General features: G+C 51.5%; 11 protein-coding genes. 4 read left to right on the top strand and 7 right to left on the bottom strand.

The window, feature by feature from the left end; all coding sequences use genetic code 11:
* The first annotated feature begins 42 nt into the window (after window positions 1-42).
* Window positions 43-7,236, top strand: coding sequence for a T9SS outer membrane translocon Sov/SprA (gene sov, locus K384_RS10455; protein WP_051633326.1), 7,194 nt, complete (start codon window positions 43-45; stop codon window positions 7,234-7,236).
* Between the two features lie 11 nt (window positions 7,237-7,247).
* Here the strand turns inward: sov and K384_RS10450 are convergent, their stop codons facing one another.
* A complete protein-coding gene (locus K384_RS10450; protein ID WP_038032093.1) occupies window positions 7,248-8,663 on the bottom strand; it encodes an MFS transporter in 1,416 nt (471 codons plus the stop codon).
* Window positions 8,664-8,900: 237 nt separating this feature from the next.
* Between K384_RS10450 and K384_RS10445 the strand changes: the two genes are divergently transcribed.
* The 3 genes from K384_RS10445 to K384_RS13850 all read left to right on the top strand — a co-directional run bounded on the left by K384_RS10445 (window position 8,901) and on the right by K384_RS13850 (window position 11,796).
* Window positions 8,901-9,872, top strand: a complete 972-nt coding sequence (locus K384_RS10445; protein WP_038032092.1) for a polyprenyl synthetase family protein — start codon at window positions 8,901-8,903, stop codon at window positions 9,870-9,872.
* Window positions 9,873-9,911: 39 nt separating this feature from the next.
* Window positions 9,912-11,300 carry a dipeptidase gene (locus tag K384_RS10440; protein WP_038032091.1) on the top strand — a complete coding sequence of 463 codons (1,389 nt, stop codon included), beginning with the start codon at window positions 9,912-9,914 and terminating at the stop codon, window positions 11,298-11,300.
* Between the two features lie 343 nt (window positions 11,301-11,643).
* On the top strand, window positions 11,644-11,796 hold the full coding sequence (locus tag K384_RS13850) for a hypothetical protein (RefSeq protein ID WP_169737647.1): 153 nt from the start codon (window positions 11,644-11,646) through the stop codon (window positions 11,794-11,796).
* Here the strand turns inward: K384_RS13850 and nuoH are convergent.
* From nuoH to K384_RS10410, 6 genes are all read right to left on the bottom strand, one after another.
* Window positions 11,776-12,870, bottom strand: a complete 1,095-nt coding sequence (gene nuoH / locus K384_RS10435; protein ID WP_038032089.1) for an NADH-quinone oxidoreductase subunit NuoH — start codon at window positions 12,868-12,870, stop codon at window positions 11,776-11,778. The genes K384_RS13850 and nuoH overlap by 21 nt on opposite strands.
* A gap of 20 nt (window positions 12,871-12,890) precedes the next feature.
* Entirely contained in the window at window positions 12,891-13,838 is a 948-nt protein-coding gene (locus K384_RS10430) for a succinylglutamate desuccinylase/aspartoacylase family protein (RefSeq protein ID WP_038032088.1), read from the bottom strand.
* Between the two features lie 84 nt (window positions 13,839-13,922).
* Complete coding sequence (locus tag K384_RS10425; protein ID WP_038032086.1) at window positions 13,923-15,035, bottom strand: LysM peptidoglycan-binding domain-containing protein; 1,113 nt, start codon at window positions 15,033-15,035, stop codon at window positions 13,923-13,925.
* Between the two features lie 27 nt (window positions 15,036-15,062).
* Window positions 15,063-15,887 (bottom strand): DUF4905 domain-containing protein, encoded by an 825-nt coding sequence (locus K384_RS10420; protein ID WP_038032085.1) that lies wholly within the window; start codon window positions 15,885-15,887, stop codon window positions 15,063-15,065.
* A 169-nt stretch (window positions 15,888-16,056) separates the two neighbouring features.
* Window positions 16,057-16,521, bottom strand: a complete 465-nt coding sequence (locus K384_RS10415) for a DUF6691 family protein (protein ID WP_051633325.1) — start codon at window positions 16,519-16,521, stop codon at window positions 16,057-16,059.
* A gap of 29 nt (window positions 16,522-16,550) precedes the next feature.
* Window positions 16,551-17,135 carry a YeeE/YedE family protein gene (locus tag K384_RS10410; RefSeq protein WP_051633324.1) on the bottom strand — a complete coding sequence of 195 codons (585 nt, stop codon included), beginning with the start codon at window positions 17,133-17,135 and terminating at the stop codon, window positions 16,551-16,553.
* Between the last annotated feature and the right edge of the window lie 20 nt (window positions 17,136-17,155).

Here is a 17,155-nt window from a genome sequence, read left to right as displayed (position 1 = left end):
ATAAAAAACAGGTAGTGAAATAAAGTCAAAAAAGAAACAGCCTTGACGCTCGGAAATATAACTTTATCTCTGATTCTTTGGTTTGGTATTACCGCTTTGGCGTTGCAGCAAAAAACATTTGTGCCGCAGGAGCGCATGCCTGATGCGGCACTAACCCCCGCAGTGGTGCTGCCCAAAGACACCCTCGACACATTGAAGAAGTACAAGCCGGAGCGTTTTCCCGCTTTTCGTCCGCGCTATCGCTGGGCAGACCCTTTTTCTTACCGCCCCAGCCGCTCGTTGTTTGACCTGCAGCCCTCTGCCCTGCAGCGCGAAGTGCGCCTCGATACCAGCTTGCGCTATTTCTACATAGATGAACGCATTGGCAATGTGCCTTACCGTTATCCCACCCTCTTGCCTTACGACACCCTCTTCCGCATAGAAGAGCGGCGGGCAGCAGAAGACTTTTGGCGGAGCGAAGGCGCCGGCGTAAGCGAAGAGTCCACCACAACGACCGCCAAAGGTTTTCGCCCCCGTATTCCGGTTACCAACCGTTTGTTCGGGCGAATCTTTGGCGGTGATTACATAGAATTTCGCCCCACCGGCTATGTGAACTTGGATTTTGCCTACCGCTCGCAGCGTATTGCCAACCCGGCTATTCCGGCGGCACGCCAGCGCACCGGCACCTTTGACTTCGACCCGCAAGCCAACTTGAACCTGACCGGGCAAGTGGGCGACAAATTGCGCATTACGACCAACTTCAACACACAAGCCAGCTTCGATTTCGAAAACAACTTCAAAGTAGAATACACCGGATACCCCGAAGAAATCATTCGCAAGATAGAGTTTGGTAATGTCAATTTTGCCCTGCCTACCTCATTGATTCAAGGCAGCCAGAGCCTGTTCGGTGTAAAAACCGAATTGCAATTCGGGCGCTTGCGTGTGCAGGGTATCTTTTCGCAAAAGCGCTCTACGGCAGATCAGATATCCATACAGGGCGGGGCGCAGGTGCGTAAGTACGAGATACGCGCCAGCAATTACGACGAAAACCGTCACTTTTTTCTTTCGCACTTTCACCGCAACCGTTATGAGCCGGCTTTGCGTACCTTGCCGCTTATCAATTCGGGCGTACTCATCACCCGCGTAGAAGTGTATGTAACCAACCGGGCAAATACGGCTACGGGGCTGCGCAATATAGTGGCTTTCACCGACCTGGGCGAAGGCAGCCCCTACCGCAGCGGCAACCCCTTCATAGGCAGTGGCAACCCGCAGCAACCGGCAAACAACGATGCCAACCAGCTCTTTGCCAACCTTACGTCCAATGCCGTTTATAGAGATGTGGAGCAGGTCATTGGTGCGCTGCAGGCGCAAGGACTAAGCAATGGCGATGACTTTACCGTTTTGCGTTCGGCACGCAAGCTGGAGCCTACCGAATACAGCTTCCATCCCCAACTGGGCTATATTACGCTCAATACCCCTTTGCGCAACGACGAAGTGTTGGCAGTGGCTTTTGAATATACCTACAACGGGCGCACCTACCGCGTGGGCGAGCTTTCGGATGACTACCTGAACCGCCCCGAAAGTGAAGCTATTTTCCTGAAAATGCTGCGCCCGGCGGCTATTCGCACCGACCTGCCCACTTGGGACCTGATGATGAAGAACATTTATTCGCTCAATGCTTCGCAAATCAAGCAGGAAAACTTCCGTTTGCGCGTCATCTATCGCGATGACCTGACCGGCCTCGACAACCCCGCCTTGCACGAAGGCACTCAAACCAAGAATGTGCCTTTACTCAAGCTGTTGGGCTTGGACGAGCTGAACCCGCGCGGCGACCGGCAAATAGATGCACAAGGCAATTCCATAGGCGATGGTAATTTCGACTTTGTGGAAGGCATCACCATCAACACCAATCAGGGGCTGATTATTTTCCCCGTGCTGGAGCCTTTTGGGCAGCACCTGAAGCAATACTTCGACCCGGCCACAGAAGCCCAACTCATCGACAAGTATGTCTTTGAAGAGCTGTATGAAACCACCCGCAACGACGCCGAAAATAACTACGCCAATAAAAACAAATTCTTTCTGGTGGGGCAGTATGAAGGCAGCTCGGGCAGCAGTGTGTTCCTGCCCGGCATCAATGTGGCGCAAGGCTCGGTGATTGTGAAAGCCGGCGGCATACAACTTACCGAAGGCACCGACTACATTGTGAATTACAGCACCGGGCAAGTAACCATCATCAACGAAGCCATTTTGGCATCGGGCAAAGAAATTACCATCGATTACGAAAAAGCCGACTTCTTTAACCTGCAGACCCGCACCTACATGGGCGCCCGCTTCGACTATGCCCTCGACCGCGACGTGAACATAGGTGCTACCATTGTAAACCTGCGCGAGCGTCCTATTCTGACCCGTGTGGCGATGGGCTCAGAAGCCATCAACAACACCATGATAGGCGCCGACGTGTCGCTCAAGAAAGAATCCCGCTTCCTGACCCGCCTTACCGATGCCTTGCCGCTGGTGCAAACCAAAGAGAAATCGAGCATTACTTTTCAGGCCGAAGTGGCACAGCTGCGCCCCGGGGCTGCCCGTCTCAGTGGCGCCGTCTCTTATATCGATGACTTCGAAGGCACCCGTACCCCCTTTGACCTGGGGCGCACCGCCAATTTGCGTTGGAAGCTGGGCGCCACCCCGCCGCAGTTCATAGACCCGGCAAACCCCGACCCCCTGAAAGCCAACTACCGCCGTGCATTGCTGGCTTGGTACAATATAGACAACACCTTCTTCCGTAGTGGTGCCAACGGGCGCCCTTCGAATATCAGCGACCAAGACCTGCAAAACCACTATATGCGCCCGGTGGTGCCGCAGGAGATTTTCCCCAACCGTCAGTTCAACAACATCGTTACCAACGAAACAACCTTTGACCTCGCTTTCTTCCCCGATGAGCGTGGTCCTTACAACTTCAACCCCAACCTGACCCCCGACGGCAAGCTGCCCAACCCCACGCAGAACTTTGGAGCTATCACCCATGCCATCACCAACCAAGTGGACTTCGACAATGCCAATGTAGAGTATATCGAATTCTGGTTGCTCGACCCCTTTATTTCCGGTGAACGGGGGCGCGTGATTGTGGACGGCACCAATGGCACGAACAACACCACCGGCGGCGAGCTGTATTTCAACCTGGGCACCATCAGTGAAGACGTGATTCCCGACAGCCGCCATTTCTTTGAAAACGGCTTGCCCGTAACGACTGACGGAAGCAAAGACCAAACCACTTGGGGCTATGTGCCCAACCAGCCTTTCCTTATCAATGCCTTCAGCAATGAGCCGGGCGCACGTGCCCTGCAAGATGTGGGCTTAGACGGCGTGCGCAACGATGAAGAACCGGATTTTTATCAAGGCTTTTTGAACAGCTTGCCCCCGGCTTTGCGTGCCGTGATAGCCGAAGACCCCTCAGCCGACAACTTCCGTTTTTATTTCGACAGCCGCTGGGATGCCAAAAATGCCAAAATCATTGAGCGTTACAAGTATTACAACAACACGGAAGGCAACTCGCCGGAAAATGCAGGCAGCGGCTTGATTACGCCTGCCGGTACCAACCTGCCCGACAACGAAGACCTGAACCAAGACAATACGCTCAACGACCTCGACGCTTATTATGAGTACCGTATTTCGCTGCGCCCGCAAGATTTGGTAGTGGGCAAAAACTACATTGTGGATAAAGTGGAAGTGTCTGACCCCGACATTACCCAAGGCGACAAGGTCACGTGGTATCAGTTCCGTATTCCCATCCGCGAGCCCGACGGCAAAGTAGGCAATATTGAAGGATTTAAATCCATCCGTTTCATACGTTTGTATCTGACCGGCTTTGCGCAGCCGGTAGTGCTGCGCATGGCGCAGTTTCAATTGGTAGCCAATCAGTGGCGCCGTTATTTGGGCGACCTGAGTCAGAAGGGCTACCAGTTGCCTTCCGAGCCCTACGACCCCTCTTTCGTGCTTTCTACGGTGAACTTGGAAGAAAACGCAGCCATCGACGGCGAAAGCATGCCCTATGATTTGCCGCCCGGCGCCATTCGCGACCGCGATGTAACCAGTATCAACAACCGCGAGTTGAACGAACAATCGATTCAGCTGTGTGTGGAAGACTTGCAAGACGGCGACGCACGGGCTGCTTTCAAGAATGTGAGCTTCAACTTTTTGTTCTACAAGCGCTTGCAAATGTATATTCACGCCCACGACCTGACGGGCGTGACACAAGACGGCGAGGTGTCAGCCATCATACGTGTGGGCACCGACTTCACACAGAACTATTATGAAATAGAAGTGCCGCTGGAACTGACCACCCTGCAGGAAGTGTTGAGTGCCCCTTCGCGCCAAGCACGCCAAGAGCTCATTTGGAAGAGTGCCAACGAACTCGACATAGCCTTGGATGAACTGGTGGCAACCAAAGTGGCAAGAAACAACGAACGTGGCTTCCGCAAAGACGTTTTCATTCCCTACACCCGTCAAGTGGGCAAATACCGCATCACGGTAGTAGGGAACCCCGACTTGAGTGCGGTAACCACCTTGATGCTGGGCATCAAAAACCCCAAGTTGGCAAGCGGCGACGACGGACAGGCCAAGTCCGTGTGTGTGTGGTTCGATGAGTTCAGAGCCACGGGCTATGACCAAACCAAGGGCGTGGCGGCTACTTCGCGCCTCAATGTGCAGATGGCTGATTTTGCCAATATTACTGCCAATGCCAAACTGGAAACCTTCGGCTTTGGTGGCTTGAACCAGCGCATTTATCAGCGCACCTTGAACAACACCAAGAGCTTCGATGTGCAGGCAACCATTGCCTTGGATAAGTTTTTCCCTGCCAAAGCCGGCTTGCGCATCCCGCTGTTTGTGAGCTATCAGCGCACCAACATTTCACCCGAATATGACCCCCTGGACCCCGATGTGAAGCTTGATGCTTCGGTTCAGAAGTTCGACAGCGACGCCGAGCGGCGCCAGTACCGTCAGTTGGTAGAAACCAACGAAACGCGCCGCAGTATCAATTTCACCAATGTGCGCAAGCTGAAAACCAATCCCGATGCGAAACCTCATTTGTGGGACATTTCCAATTTCGCCTATAGCTGGGCTTACAGCGAAATAGAGCGCAGCGACATGACTACCGCTTCGTATAAACAACAGCGCTGGCGCAATGCCCTGAGCTATAACTTCAGCTTTCAACCCAAGCCGTGGGAGCCGTTCAAGAATGTGGCATGGTTGCAATCGCCTTGGCTGCGTCTGGTGCGCGATTTCAACCTCATCATGCAGCCTACGTCCATCAATTTGCGCGGTGAGCTGGACCGCACTTTCACACGCACGCAGTTCCGTGATGCCGACTTTTCGACTTTTCAGTTTGCCCCCTTTTATGAAAAATACTACACTTTCAATCGCTTCTACAGCCTGCAGTTTGCCATTACCAAAAGCTTGAACCTGAACTATAATGCCGATGCTTTTGCCATCATCGACGAGCCCGCAGGCGAAATAGACACCCAAGCCAACCGCGACTCGGTGTGGGCAAACATCAAGCGTTTGGGGCGTATGAAAAACTTCAAACAGACAGTATCGGCAAACTATAAGCTGCCACTCGACAAGCTGCCCCTGACCGATTGGCTAAGTGCCGATGCCGCCTATACGGTCAACTACCAATGGCAGGCAGCTTCTTTGGGCTTGGAAGACAGCGTGGGCAACGTGGTGATGAATGCGCGCGAGCAGAGTGTGCGCACACGTGCCGACCTGTTGAAGCTGTACAACAAAGTGAAGATTCTCAATGAAATCAATCAGCCCCGGCGCCCCGGCACACAAGTGAAAAAAGACACCACCGTGGGCAAAGGGCGCGAAATACTGAAAGCCATTTTGCGGCCGCTCATGATGGTGCGCAATGTGAACGTGAACTACTCGAAACAAGAAGGGACGACCCTGCCCGGTTTCTTGCCGCGTCCCAAATACCTGGGCATGGATGAAGCATGGCAAGCCCCCGGTTGGGAGTTCGTTTTGGGCAGCCAAAACCCGGATATTCGCCGCATCGCTGCCGAAAATGGCTGGCTGGTAAAAAAAGAAGACACCACAGGGCTATTGATTAACCAGCCTTTTCAACAAACCGTAACCGAAAACCTGACGGCACAGGCAAACCTGGAGCCTTTCCGGGATTTTAAAATACAACTTGACGCCAAGCGTTCGCGTACGGTGGGCTACAATGAAATTTACCGCTATGACCCTGCCACCAACAGCTTCCGTTCGTTGTCGCCGGTGCGCACGGGCAGCTACACGGTGTCCACCATTCTTATCAATACCGCCTTTGAAAGAAGCGACAAAGGTTTGGTTTCCAATACCTTTGAGCGGTTTGTAGCCAACCGGCAGGTGGTCCGGCAGCGCTTGGAGAGCCTGAACCCCAACGCCGGCAGCTATGACCTGAACGGGCAGGATGTGTTGGTGCCGGCTTTCATGGCCGCTTACAGCGGGCAGTCGCCCCAGTCGGTGGACCTGTCGGCTTTTCCGGCCTTGCCTTTGCCCAACTGGCGCATTACCTATAACGGATTGAGCCGCTTGTCGTTCTTGAAGCAGTGGTTCAGCAACATCTCTTTGTCGCACAACTATACGGCAGAATACCAAATCAACAACTATACTTCTTCTTTGCGCTACCAAGACGAAGAGCTGATTGGCGCACAGGTGTTTGAATACAACTACCTGCTGCCTTCGGCACTCAACGACCAAGGCTTTTATGTGCCGGTATATGTGCTCAATGGCGTGCGCTTGTCGGAGCGTTTCAATCCTTTGATTGGTGTGAACCTGCGCACCAACAGCAACCTAAGCCTGCGCGTAGATTACAACAAAGGGCGCGAAATGATTCTTAACCTTTCAAACACGCAGGTGACCGAATCACGCAACGAGGACTTCATCATAGGGCTGGGCTACACAGCCCGCAACATGAAACTGCCCTTCCGCAATAGCGACCGGGAACGCATCGTGCTGAAAAACGACGTGGTTTTCAGAGTGGACTTTGCTATTCGCGACACGCGCACCATACAGCGGCGCATAGGTGAAGAAAACGTATTTACGGCAGGTAACCGCAATTTCCAGCTGCGCCCCAACATTACCTACAATGTGGATCAGCGCTTGACTTGCCAGGTTTATTTCGAGCGCCTTATCAATACGCCGCGCGTGTCGAATGCTTTCGTACGTAAAGACACTGCCTTTGGCTTTCAATTGCGCTACAACTTCACGCAATGATGCCCGGATACTCAGGCAGTAGTGCCCGAAGGGCTGGTTTTCAGGTTTTGCCCGTCGCGCTCGTGTAATTGACTGAATACCCAAGCCGACAACATGGTAAGGCAACCAATAATCAAGAAAGTATAGCGGAAAGCCGCATGCGTGTCGTTGCCGGTAAGCCATGTTTGTTGTTCCATGCTTTTGAGCACCACCAAGCCGAAAGCCACCCCAAAGCCTATAGCCAGCTGCTGATTGACAGACACCAAAGAGTTGCCACTGCTTGTGTGGTAGGGGCGCAGGTCGGCTACCGAAATGGTGTTCATGGAAGTGAACTGAATAGAGTTGAAAAAGCCCAGCAAGGCAATCAAAGGCAAATGCCAGTAAATGGAGGCTTGTGCGCCGGGCAGGGCAAAGCTGCAAATAAGCAAACCTATGATGAGCGTATTGACCACCAGCACACGACGATAGCCCCAGCGGTTGAGAACACGCACGACCATCGACTTGCTAAGCATGGCAGTGAGTGCCATGGGGGCTACCATCCAGCCCGACACGACCGCCGACTGCTTGTAAGCCAGTTGAATCATCAGCGGCAGGAGCAAAGGCACCGAGCTGATACCCAAACGCGTAGCCAAGCCACCAAGGATACCGATGCGGAAAGTGCGTACCTGAAACAAATTGAGCGGAAAAAGGGCATACGCTTGGCGGCGGGCATGCCGGTAATAGGCATAAAGCAATGCCAAACCCACCAGCAGCGTCAGCAAAATGGGCGTGAGCCGCAAGCTGTTGCTGAGCAGTTCCAGCGAAGCGGAGAGCAAAAAAGAGGCAGTCCCAAACAATAGGAAGCCTTTGAAGTCGAACTTGGCAAAGGTGGCGCGGTAGTCGGGCAGGTAATACAGGCTCAGTACGATGCCCCCCAATGCAATGGGCAGGTTGATGAGGAAAATCCAATGCCACGAGAGGTAATCAACCATATAACCACCTACCAGTGGTCCCAGAATAGGACCAATTAAAGCGGGAATGATGGCATAATTGATGGCACGCAGAAATTCGTGTTTGGGAAAGGCTTTGATAAGTGCCAGTTTTCCGACCGGTATCATCAAGCTGCCGCCCATGCCTTGTAACACGCGTGCCAGCACCAGCTGTGTGAGGTTCTGCGCCATGGAGCATGCCAGCGAACCCAGTGCAAACAAAGCCAATGCTGCTATGAACACACGGCGTGTGCCATAGCGGTCGGCCAGAAAACCGCTGACCGGCATCAGCAGAGCCACCGTCAACACATAGCTGACAATGGCCATGTGCATATCCACAACGGCTTCGTTCAGGTCGCGCGCAATGGCAGGAAGCGAAGTGTTGAGTATGGTGGAGTCCAGCATCTGCATAAAGATGGCAGTGGCCAAAATAAAGGGAAGAACACGCTTGACTTTTCCGGAGTCTTGATAACTTTTCATGAAGGCAAAAGGCAGTTAGTGAAGATAAAAACGATGGGGCTGCTTTTTACTAATCAATCAACAAACGGAGGCGCTGAATAGTGCCATGCCGGCAGAAGGGGCAGGCGGTACATAAAAGGGCATGGCGCTCTTCAGCTCAATCCTTTGCCACGCCTTTTGGCTTGTGCTGGGTGGCAGCGCTTGCCTGCTTGGCTATTGAGGGCTTTTTTTCTAAATTGAGGGCAAAATGAAGAATGCATGATAGACTCTTTGCGTAAGCACATTGAAACATCACTCGAAGCAATACCTTACCCCGAAGCCCCCGCCAACCTTTATGAACCCATACGCTATATTCTTTCATTGGGCGGTAAGCGCATTCGTCCGGTACTTGCTTTGATAGGCTGTGGTCTGTTCGATGAGCAGTGGCAAAAAGCCACCCCCGCCGCTTTGGCTATAGAGCTGTTTCACAACTTCACTCTGATGCACGATGACATCATGGATAAAGCCCCCATACGCCGGGGTAAGCCTACCGTGCATCACCGCTGGAATGAGAGTGTCGCCATCTTGTCGGGCGATGCCATGCTGGTCAAAGCATATGAGCAGTTGATTCAAACCCCTACTGCCGAACTGGTGCGTTTGTTGTCTTTGTTCAATACCTGCGCACTGCAAGTGTGTGAGGGGCAGCAGTATGACATGGATTTCGAGCAAAGGGCAACGGTCAGCCGCCAAGAATACCTTAAGATGATACGCCTTAAGACGGCCGTCCTGTTGGGATTCAGTCTGCAAGCCGGAGCTTTGGTGGGCGGAGCCGGCTTGGCCGAGCAGCAGGGGCTGTATGAGCTGGGCGTCAATATGGGCTTGGCTTTTCAGTTGCAAGACGACCTGTTGGACGTATATGCCGAGAAGGACTTCGGCAAACGCATCGGAGGCGATATTGTCGCCAACAAAAAAACCTTGCTGTTGATTGAGGCTTTGGAGCGCGCCGATGAGCATCAACAAAAACAGTTGTTCTTTTGGCTGAATACAGAAAATTTCGACCCCAACGAAAAGGTGAAGGCAGTCAAAGAAATATACGACGCCATTGGCGTGCGTGCTTTGGTGGAAGAGCAGATGCAGCTATATCACCGGAAAGCCGAAAAGGCACTCAATACCTTGCGTTCGCACTGCCGCCCCGACTTCGTGGCTTTGCTGGAGCAACTGATGCAAAAGCTTCTTGTCCGTAAAGTGTAATTTTCAATACCCGTCTTTTTCAAAAACTTACATTTATTTATGCAACACTATCAACAATACATCGAAGCAAACAAAGAGCGGTTCTTGCAAGAACTGTTTGATTTTCTGCGCATTCCGTCGGTGAGCACCGATCCTAAGTTCAAGGATGACGTAAAGCGGGCTGCCGTCTTTTTGCGCGATAAGTTATTGGAAGCCGGCGCCGACAAAGCACAGCTTTTCGAAACAGCCGGACATCCTATTGTGTATGCCGAAAAAATAGTGGACCCCCAAGCACCTACGGTACTGGTCTATGGGCACTACGACGTGCAGCCGGCCGACCCCTACGAGCTGTGGGAGAGTCCGCCCTTCGAGCCTGTCATCAAAAAGACAGACATTCACCCGGATGGCGCCATCTTTGCCCGCGGTGCCTGCGACGATAAAGGGCAGGTGTATCTTCAAGTCAAGGCATTCGAAACCATGGTGAAGACCAACGACCTGCCTTGCAATGTCAAGTTTATGATTGAAGGGGAGGAAGAGTGCGGTTCCGATAACCTTGAGCCCTTTTTGAGGGAATACAAAGATATGTTGAAAGCCGATGTGATACTTATTTCCGACACCAGCATCATCAGCAACGATACCCCTTCCATCGAATGCGGCTTGCGTGGGCTTTCTTATGTGGAGGTAACCGTGACCGGACCCAACCGTGACCTGCACTCGGGTGTGTATGGTGGGGCCGTTGCCAACCCCATCAACGTGCTGTGCGAAATGATAGCTTCGCTCAAAGATGCCAAAGGGCGCATCACCATCCCCGGATTTTATGATAAGGTACAGGAGTTGAGCGCCGAAGAGCGGGCTTTGATGGCACAAATACCTTTCGACGAAGAGGCGTATAAGAAAGACTTGGGGGTTGAAGCTCTCTTTGGCGAAGAAGGCTATACCACCATCGAACGGGCTTCCATACGTCCTACCTTGGATGTAAACGGCATTTGGGGTGGTTATACGGGCGAAGGTGCAAAGACTGTACTGCCTTCAAAAGCACACGCCAAAATCAGCATGCGCCTGGTGCCCGACCAAGACCCCGACGAAATCACAGAGCTGTTTACCAAACATTTCCTTTCCATTGCGCCGCCCTATGTGAAGGTAGAGGTGCATCCGCACCATGGCGGTAAGCCGGTGGTGACGCCCATCGACTCGCCCGGCTTTCAGGCGGCAAGCCGTGCTTTCGAGCAGGTTTGGGGCAAAAAGCCCATCCCCACACGTGGCGGGGGAAGCATACCTATCGTAGCTTTGTTTGAAGAAATCTTGGGCTTGAAGAGTGTGCTTATGGGCTTCGGTTTGGACTCGGATGCCATCCATTCGCCCAATGAGCACTTCGGTCTGTTCAACTTCTACAAAGGTATAGAGACCGTACCGCTCTTTTATCAACACTTCAAGGAGTTGGCAAAATAAGGGCATAAGCAACAGAAGCAAAAAGCGCCACTTGTGGCGCTTTTTGTCCTTTAGTGTCCATGATACATTTCGAGCTTTTCCCTCGTCGTTTCGAATTCTCTTCCTTATCACTTCGGTTTCCCCTTTGTCATTTCGAGCGTAAGCGGGAAATCCCTTTTTGGGGTATGGTTTGACGAGATGTCTCATTCCGTTCGACATGACAAAAGATGAATTTGGTTGAATGAGCTTATGCTCCGTTCGACGCGATAAAGCACATGTGATTTGAAAAAGTGCCTCGCTTCATTTGAGCTGACAGCTTTTGTTCATTTTTAGTATCTTCAGACTAACACCAAAAAAACAAACCATGCGCACTTATCTGCTTATTTTCCTGGTCATCATAGCCCTTGCCATGATAGGTATAGGCATTGTCATGAAACTACTGCCGCCGGCATTGACAGGCGTGGGCTTTCTTGTCATCGCTTATTTGCTGCATAACTCACCCAAGCACCATCCATAGGCGCCACAGGCTGCAAAACAACAAGCTGACCAAGGCAATGGGGAGTAATACCTTCCAGCAAAGTGTCATGAGCTGATCTACGCGCAGGCGTGGATAGGTCCAGCGCATCACGATTTGGAAAAAGACCAGCAGCAGCATCTTGCTTGAGAGCCACACCACAGCCCAGATGGTGCCGCTTACGGAAGTGCCTGCGGCCGTCCAGTCATTGAGGCGTAAAAAGCCGAGGTTGGGCAAAGGCGTATGCCATCCGCCAAAGAATAAAATCACGGACAAAAGACTCACCAAAATCATCATGCCGTATTCTGCCAGAAAGAAGACGGCAAAGCGAAAGCCGGAATATTCGGTATGATAACCACCAATGATTTCCGACTCGCCTTCGGGAATATCGAAAGGTGCACGATTGCACTCTGCCAAGGAGGTGATGTAAAAAACCAAAAAAGGCACCAGCAAGAAAGGAAAGCGCACGATATTCCAGGTGAGCAGTCCCCCATAAGCGCGCAAATCGGCCGGCAGGGCAGGCAGCCCCAGCCAGTGCAGGGAGCTTGGTGCCCGGCTTCCCTGCATCTGCACAATGAAGCTCAAATCCACACTTTGATAGAGCACCACCACCGAAAGCAAGCTCATGGTAAGCGGCACTTCATAGGAAACCATTTGAGCTGCCGAACGCATGGCGCCGAATAGTGAAAATTTGTTGTTCGAAGCCCAGCCGGCCATCAAAATGCCTATGACGTCGAGTGATACGATGGCCAACAGAAACAATAAGCCTGTTTCCAAAGAGGCGTGTTGTATGGGCGGCGCTATAGGAACCACCGCAAAACCGGCAAAAACAGCCGGGAATATCAAAAAAGGCGCGATGCGAAACAGCCACTTGTCGGCAGCTTGTGGCACGATGTCTTCTTTTTGCAGAAACTTGAGCAGGTCGGCTACCGGCTGAAGCAAGCCATAAGGACCTACTTCGGTGGGTCCCATGCGGTCTTGGATGAAAGCGGCTATTTTACGCTCTGCATAAAAAACAATAAGCACATTGACCAGTACAAAGCCCAGATAGATGCCGAAGGCAAGCAGTGTGTCCATGTAGTATCTTCTTTGCTGCTTTACAAAAGTAGTAAATCATAGCCTAAATGAATGAGCGCATCGCCGGCATTGACTACCGGGTTGTTGTTCAAGCCGATGATATAGCCTTCATGGGGGGCTTTCACAAGGATGCGCACGCTGCCGTAGGGGTCGGTGATTTCGGCAAGGCGTTGCCCCTTCTTTACATAGTCGCCATATTCTACCAAGCTATGGAAAATGCCGGCTGTGCGGGCGCGCAGCCAGCTGGTCTTTTGTAATACTTTTGTAGGATACACAGCCGGGGGTGGAGGATCGCCCGTAATCATGCCCATGCGGTGCATCAGGCGCATCACGCCGGCAATGCCTTCTTCTACAGACAGCTTGTCGATACGGCTCGATTCGCCGCCTTCGTACACCAAAACAGGTTTGCCCAGCTTGGCAGCGGCTTTGCGGAAAGAGCCTTCTATCAGCCCGGAATTGAGTATAAAAGGGGGTGCAAAAGCTTTGGCAAGCGCTACGTTTTGTGTCTCTTTGAAGACACAACGCAACTGCGGAAAGTTGCTCAAGGCTTTACCGCCGGTGTGGAAGTCCACGCCGAAGTCGATATGGGGTACTATTTCGTTCATGAGCACATGGGCAATGCGCCGTGCCAGCGAGCCGGTGGGTGCCCCCGGAAAGCTGCGGTTGAGGTCCTTGCCGTCGGGCAGGGTGCGACTGCCTTGCAAAAAACCGTAGATATTCACCAGCGGAATGGCAATGACGGTGCCCGCATCGGGCTGCAGCCGTTCTTCGGCAATGAGGCGCCGCAAGATGGCAATGCCGTTGATTTCATCGCCGTGGATGCCCGCAGTGAGCAGCAGGGTAGGTCCGGCAGCCTTTCCCTTGTAAATAAAAACGGGCATGTCAATCAAGGTATGAGAGGGCAGTCGTTCAATTTCTATGTCTATGCGCTTGAACTGCCCGGGTAGAATGTCGTCGAGATCTATCATGGAACGGAAGTATTGCTTTTAGCATATGAAAAAAGCCCGGCTTACCGTTTGTAAGCAGAGCTTTCGGCTTGTGAGTGTGTTCGTTTATGGAATGTAAGAGACTTCTACGGGGAAACGTTTGCCTTTGGCGCCTAAGGCTTCATAGGCAGCCTTCGATATTTTGATAATCACCTTGTTGCGCACATCCGCTTCGGGCAGCTTGCCTATGATGCGGACAAACACATTCTCGCCATTGGCTTGGTTTTTTACGGCGATGATGGTACCTATGGGCGCGTCTTTGTGCAAACCCACATAGCTCGACACCGATTCGTCTTCAATCACTTCGCCCATTCCTTTTTCTATGATTTTCTTGTAGCCGGCTACTTCCACAGTTTGCACGGCGTCTTCATATTCGGGGGTGTGTGATTCATCCGGCACTTGGCTTTCATTTGCAACGGATGGCTCCGTATTTTTTGGTTTGGGTGTCTCTTTTACTTGTTTTTCTTTGGGTGCCGGTTGCTCCTTGGGTGTATTTTGCTCGGGAGCCGGTGTTGTTTCAGGGCGTTTCTTGGGATAAATAGTGAGCTTTTGTCCTATATCCAAGGCGTCACTTTCGAGGCGGTTCCATTCTTTAATGTCGCTCACTTTCACGCCATAACGCTTCGCAATCACGTACAGGTATTCACCTTCCTGCACTTCATGCACGATAGCCGCGCTGTTTTCTTGTTTGCTGGCATAGGTGGTTTGCCGGGGGTCGGAGACAATGAGCACTTGCCCGGCATAAATGCTGTTATCGGCAAGTTGGTTCCATCGCTTGATGTCTTCTACTTCTACTCCATACTGCTTGGAGATGCGGTAGAGGGTTTCACCGGCTTGCACGGTATGCTTCTTTACTCCTTTGAGTGTGTCGCGCTGTGCTGAATAGAGCACGGGCCGGTATTTCTTGTAAGGGATGCGTACCAAATCACCTATCTTCAGCACTTGCAACTTGGGGTTGGCTGCTTGTATTTCTTCCACACTTACTCCATATCTTTTTGCCAGTGAGTAAAGCGTTTCTTTAGGTTCTACTTCATGAATAATCCATGCTTGGGTGCCGTCTTTCGACACCTCCAGGCGCACCGAATCGGCAGGGATGGGGGTGGCATGTGCCGTGAAATTGCCGGTCCACACAAAAGCAAAAAGCACGCAAGCACTCAAAAGTGATAAAATGTATCGCATAGCTTACTGTCTGTTTCTTTGTTGGAATTATTTTTCTTCTCTTTCTAATTGGAAAGATATTAATTCCGTACGATTTTTAATAACAATCAGTTCATTTTTTAGCACAAAGAACAAGTCGGCATAGGTATTCCGCAGCTTATGATCCAGCATAAAGTGAAGGTAGGGGGTGCCGTCGGCATCGCTTACCAGCAGGTAATAATCAAAGTAGTTGCCGTTTGGCAAGTAGTAGCCTAAAATATGCCAGTCGTCCAGCTCGATGTAGTCAATGACTCTTTGTGGGTATTTGTCTTTGGCAAAGATTTGAATGAACTGTGTGAGTGTATCGAAGTGGGGGTGGTGTTCGTTGTATTGCAGCGGGCTGACAGCCATTTGTTCGAACAACCGCCGGATGCCCTGTTTAGGATTGTTGATAGACTGCGGTTTGCCCGTATGCAGGTCCAGAGCGCTGTATTTGGGCAACAACTCGCCCCGCTTAAATACTACCAACGCATCTTCTTCTTTGAGCAAAGTGTAATAGGCATATTCATGGCTCTCCCATATTTTGGTTTGCCTGAATACGTCATATACAAAGAAACCGCGTTGGGTAGGCTGCTTTTCGTCTTCGTAATAAAAAAAGACGATTTTGCCTTTATGGGCGGCGCCCATGCTTATCCACCAAGGGTCATCGAAGCTTTTGTCTGTCCACAATAATTTGTGCTTAAGCAGGTCTATAACCGAAAAGTAGGTTTTACGCTCTTTCTTGTCGCGCAACTCTACTACCAAAAGGTCTTCTACGTCGTCGGTAAGGACACGCCAGATGGGTAGCTTGAAGGCATGATGAAAGTTGACCGGAAGGTTTTCTACTGTTTTCATAGAAATGTTTTTTCACTTGCTTAAGAGGAAAGTGTAATGATATAAAATAAGCTACTTTTTTTGGGAAAAAAGTAAAAAGCACAAATAAAAAAGCCAAGTAGTTGGTAATAAAGGCAAAAAGCCTACCACAGACGGCAGGCTTTTTTTGATTGCAGAAAAAGTAAGGCGCTTAATGCGGCAGTTTATCGCGCAGGAAGCCGTAGGCCATGGTGCCCAGCACGGCAGCACCAATCATAAGCGCAAAATGCAGGAAGCCGGCGCCCAAGCCAATGAACATGGGGCCCGGGCAGGCACCGGTCATAGCCCAGCCCAAACCAAAGAAGATGCCCCCGAAGAGGTAGCGCTTATAAGTGGGGGCTTTGGGCGGCACTACGATGCGCTCGCCCCGCACGTTGCGGATGATGCCTTTGCGTATCAGCCAGTGGATGAATATGCCGAGCACTATGGCTGTGCCAATGACACCATACATGTGGAAGGCGTGGAAATGAAACATTTCAAAGATGCGAAACCAAGAGATGACCTCTGCCTGCACCATGATGACGCCAAAGGCAATGCCTACAACAAAGAAGCTAATCAGCTGACGCAATGCCGGTTTTTTGTTTTTATTTTCGATGGGTTTATCTGCTACTTTCATTGTGTACTTTCAACTTTAGAGGTTCAACATTATCCCAAAAGGAATGGAATGATTAGATAGGTGCTTATGAGCCCGCCAATAAAAAAGCCTATCACGGCTACGAGTGAGGGCAACTGCAGATTGCTTAATCCACTGATGGCATGCCCGGAGGTGCAACCACCGGCCCAGCGGGCACCGAAGCCCACCAAAAAGCCGCCCACGATGGTAAGCACCAAGCCGGCAGGGCTGCCGAGGTTTTCAAGAGAAAAGATTTCCATAGGATAAAAGCCCTGCTGCGGGTCGATGCCCATGGAGGCCAACAAGGTGCGGGTAGCTTCCGACAGGTTCAAAGCTGCGCCTTCGGGATACATGAAGTGGTAAGCAATGAAGCCCCCCGCCATGCTTCCCAGCAAAAAGCTCAGGTTCCAGCTTTGGTGGCGCCAATCGATGTCGAAGAAGTCGCAACGGCGCCCTACGCCGGTCATGGCACAGATGGTGCGGAAGTTAGAAGAAACACCAAACGATTCGCCCAGCCATAAGAGTGCCAACATCACAAGGGCAATGCCTGCGCCTGCCCAGTACCAGGGCAGATAGGCTTGTGCTTCTACGAACAATTGATTCCAGATTTGTTCCATACAGTTTCAGGATTTTTTTT

Source organism: Thermonema rossianum DSM 10300 (genome assembly GCF_000426825.1).
Taxonomy (GTDB): Bacteria; Bacteroidota; Bacteroidia; order Cytophagales; family Thermonemataceae; genus Thermonema; species Thermonema rossianum.
Note: the sequence above shows the minus strand (reverse complement) of the source record. Positions and strands in the feature narration are given on the sequence as shown.

Excerpts from the sequence above, each read along its gene's own strand:
- K384_RS10450 (WP_038032093.1), bottom strand. The coding sequence starts at position 8,663 with ATGAAAAGTTATCAAGACTCCGGAAAAGTCAAGCGTGTTCTTCCCTTT.
- K384_RS10445 (WP_038032092.1), top strand. The coding sequence starts at position 8,901 with ATGATAGACTCTTTGCGTAAGCACATTGAAACATCACTCGAAGCAATA.
- K384_RS10440 (WP_038032091.1), top strand. The coding sequence starts at position 9,912 with ATGCAACACTATCAACAATACATCGAAGCAAACAAAGAGCGGTTCTTG.
- K384_RS13850 (WP_169737647.1), top strand. The coding sequence starts at position 11,644 with ATGCGCACTTATCTGCTTATTTTCCTGGTCATCATAGCCCTTGCCATG.
- nuoH (WP_038032089.1), bottom strand. The coding sequence starts at position 12,870 with ATGGACACACTGCTTGCCTTCGGCATCTATCTGGGCTTTGTACTGGTC.
- K384_RS10430 (WP_038032088.1), bottom strand. The coding sequence starts at position 13,838 with ATGATAGATCTCGACGACATTCTACCCGGGCAGTTCAAGCGCATAGAC.
- K384_RS10425 (WP_038032086.1), bottom strand. The coding sequence starts at position 15,035 with ATGCGATACATTTTATCACTTTTGAGTGCTTGCGTGCTTTTTGCTTTT.
- K384_RS10420 (WP_038032085.1), bottom strand. The coding sequence starts at position 15,887 with ATGAAAACAGTAGAAAACCTTCCGGTCAACTTTCATCATGCCTTCAAG.
- K384_RS10415 (WP_051633325.1), bottom strand. The coding sequence starts at position 16,521 with ATGAAAGTAGCAGATAAACCCATCGAAAATAAAAACAAAAAACCGGCA.
- K384_RS10410 (WP_051633324.1), bottom strand. The coding sequence starts at position 17,135 with ATGGAACAAATCTGGAATCAATTGTTCGTAGAAGCACAAGCCTATCTG.